Annotated in this window: 2 protein-coding genes, 1 rRNA gene and 1 pseudogene; 3 read left to right on the forward strand and 1 reads right to left on the reverse strand. The window is 76.2% G+C overall.

Going from position 1 to position 2,925, the window contains the following annotated elements; all coding sequences use genetic code 11:
• From ACQRUO_RS39140 to ACQRUO_RS39150, 3 genes and pseudogenes are all read left to right on the forward strand, one after another.
• Positions 1-213: pseudogene (locus ACQRUO_RS39140) on the forward strand (DUF4350 domain-containing protein); the annotation flags it as partial.
• 62 nt (positions 214-275) lie between these two features.
• Positions 276-1,205, forward strand: coding sequence for an AAA family ATPase (locus ACQRUO_RS39145; RefSeq protein ID WP_428320957.1), 930 nt, complete (start codon positions 276-278; stop codon positions 1,203-1,205).
• A 15-nt stretch (positions 1,206-1,220) separates the two neighbouring features.
• A complete protein-coding gene (locus ACQRUO_RS39150) occupies positions 1,221-2,531 on the forward strand; it encodes a DUF58 domain-containing protein (RefSeq protein ID WP_428320956.1) in 1,311 nt (436 codons plus the stop codon).
• A 323-nt stretch (positions 2,532-2,854) separates the two neighbouring features.
• Here the strand turns inward: ACQRUO_RS39150 and rrf are convergent.
• Positions 2,855-2,925 (reverse strand): 5S ribosomal RNA (rrf, locus tag ACQRUO_RS39155); the annotation flags it as partial.

Here is a 2,925-nt window from a genome sequence, read left to right on the forward strand (position 1 = left end):
GACCCCGCCGCGCTGCTCGCCGCGGTCGGCGACCGGCTGGCCGCCGACCGCCTGCCCACCGCAGCGGCCGGCCCGGCCGACCGCGCCCCGGCTGACCGCGCCCCGGCCGACCTGCCCGGTCTGCTCTACGGGCCGGCCCCCACCGACGACGCCGCGCTGCTGCGGCTCGCCGACGACCTCGATGCCCTGGAAAGGCAGGTACGACAGCCGTGACCGAGCAGACCGTCTCCGACGCGCCCGCCGAGCGGGCCGCCGCGTCCGACCCCCGGCAGGCGCTGGCCGCCCTGCGGGCCGAGATCGGCAAGGCCGTGGTCGGCCAGGACGCCGCCGTCACCGGCGTGGTGGTCGCCCTGCTCTGCGGCGGCCACGTGCTGCTCGAAGGCGTCCCCGGGGTGGCCAAGACGCTGCTGGTCCGGGCCCTGTCCACGGCGCTCAGCCTGCAGACCAAGCGGATCCAGTTCACCCCCGACCTGATGCCCGGCGACGTCACCGGCTCGCTGGTCTACGACGCCCGCACCGCGGAGTTCTCCTTCCAAGCCGGCCCGGTCTTCACCAACCTGCTGCTGGCCGACGAGATCAACCGCACCCCGCCGAAGACCCAGGCCGCGCTGCTGGAGGCGATGGAGGAGCGCCAGGTCACCGTGGACGGCGAGCCGCGCCCGCTGCCCGAGCCCTTCCTGGTCGCCGCCACGCAGAACCCGCTGGAGTACGAGGGCACCTACCCGCTGCCCGAGGCCCAGCTGGACCGCTTCCTGCTGAAGCTGGTGCTGCCGCTGCCCGACCGGGAGCAGGAGTTCCAGGTGCTCAGCCGGCACGCCGCCGGCTTCGACCCGCGCGACCTGCACGCGGCCGGCGTCCGCCCGGTCGCCGGTCCGGCCGACCTGGCCGCCGCCCGCGCCGCGATCGCGGGGCTCACCGTCTCCCCCGAGGTGCTCGCCTACATCGTCGACCTGTGCCGGGCCACCCGGCAGTCGCCCTCGCTGTCGATGGGCGTCTCGCCGCGCGGCGCCACCGCGCTGCTGAACGCCTCCCGGGCCTGGGCCTGGCTGGCCGGCCGCGACTACGTCACCCCGGACGACGTCAAGGCGCTGGCCCTGCCCACCCTGCGGCACCGGGTCCGGCTGCGGGCGGAGGCGGAGATGGAGGGCGTCACCGCCGACAAGGTGATCCAGGCCGTCCTCGCCCAGACCCCCGCCCCGCGCTGACCCCAAGGAGTCCTCGTGGCCCTCACCGGCCGTACCGCCCTCCTCGCCGCACTCGGCAGCCTGGTGGTCGGACTCCTGCTGCCCTCCTGGGCCGGGATCGGCGTGGTCTGCGGTGTCCTGCTGCTCGGCGTCCTGGCCGACCTGCTGCTCGCCGCCCCGGTCCGCACCCTGGGCCTGGCCCGGGCCGGCGACACCTCGGTCCGGCTCGGTGAGCCGGCCACCGTCACACTGACCGTCACCAACCCGTCCGGGCGCCCGCTCCGGGCCCACCTGCGGGACGCCTGGCCGCCCTCCGCCTTCCGACCCGGCACCGAGTTGACGGCCAGTCGGCAGCGGCTGCGGGTGCCGGCCGGCGAGCGGCGCCGGGTCACCACCGAACTGCGCCCCACCCGGCGCGGCGACCACCAGGCCCGCCGGGTGACGGTCCGTTCGCTCGGGCCGCTCGGCCTGGCCGGCCGTCAGGGCTCCCACCTGGTCCCCTGGACGCTGCGCGCGCTGCCGCCCTTCGCCAGCCGCAAGCACCTGCCCTCGCGGCTGGCGCGGCTGCGCGAACTGGACGGCCGCACCTCACTGCTGACCCGTGGCCAGGGCACCGAGTTCGACAGCCTGCGCGAGTACCTGCCGGGCGACGACGTGCGGTCGATCGACTGGCGGGCCAGCGCGCGCCGCACCACCGTCGCCGTCCGCACCTGGCGCCCCGAGCGGGACCGGCACATCCTGGTCGTGCTCGACACCGGCCGCACCTCGGCCGGCCGGGTCGGCGACGCCCCGCGGCTCGACGCCGCCCTGGACGCCGCGCTGCTGCTCACCGCGCTGGCCGCGAAGGCCGGCGACCGGGTGGACCTGCTCGCCCACGACCTGCACCCGCGGGCCTCGGTGGTCGGTCGCTCCGCCACCGAGGTGCTGCCGGCCGTCACCCAGGCGATGGCGCTCCTGGAGCCCGCCCTGGTGGAGACCGACCTGCGGGCCCTCACCGCGGCCGCGCTCCGGCTCGTCCCGCACCGCTCGCTGATCGTGCTGCTCACCAGCCTGGACGCCGGGCCCGCCGAGGACGGACTGCTCCCGGTGCTGCCCCAGCTCACCAAGCGCCACGAGGTGATCGTCGCGGCGGTCGCCGACCCGCGGCTGACCGAACTGGCGGAAGCCCGCGGGTCGGTGGCGGCGGTGTACGGCGCCGCGGCCGCCGAGCAGACCCGGGCCGACCGGCGGTCCGTCGCCGAGCGCCTCACCCGCCTCGGCGCCACCGTGCTCGACGCCCCGCCGGCCGCCCTGCCGCCGGCCCTGGCCGACACCTACCTCGCCCTGAAGGCGGCCGGACGCCTCTGAGCGGGCCTGCTCCGCCGGGCCGGTAGGGCACTGTCGGGCACACCGGTCCCTTGGGAAGCCCTTCCAGCTCCTCCGGGCTCCGGCAGGCCCGGTGACCGGATCCCTGGCGGCCACCCTGTCCGTAGGCCGCCCTGTCCTTGTCCCCACTCCGACTGTCCTTGTCCCCGCTCTGAGGAGCGCCTGCGCCCGTGCGTGGCAGCCTCGACGGGCAGGCGTCGTGCGGACCAGCAGCACCGACTCGACCGACGTCGACGGGTTGGCTCTTGCCGATAAACGCGAAGAAGCCCCCGACCGGATCGGTCGGGGGCTTCTTCTGAAGAATTGTTCGGCGGCGTCCTACTCTCCCACAGGGTCCCCCCTGCAGTACCATCGGCGCTGTGAGGCTTAGCTTCCG

It is taken from the genome of Kitasatospora sp. LaBMicrA B282, from assembly GCF_050325825.1.
In the GTDB taxonomy this organism is placed as follows: domain Bacteria; phylum Actinomycetota; class Actinomycetes; order Streptomycetales; family Streptomycetaceae; genus Kitasatospora.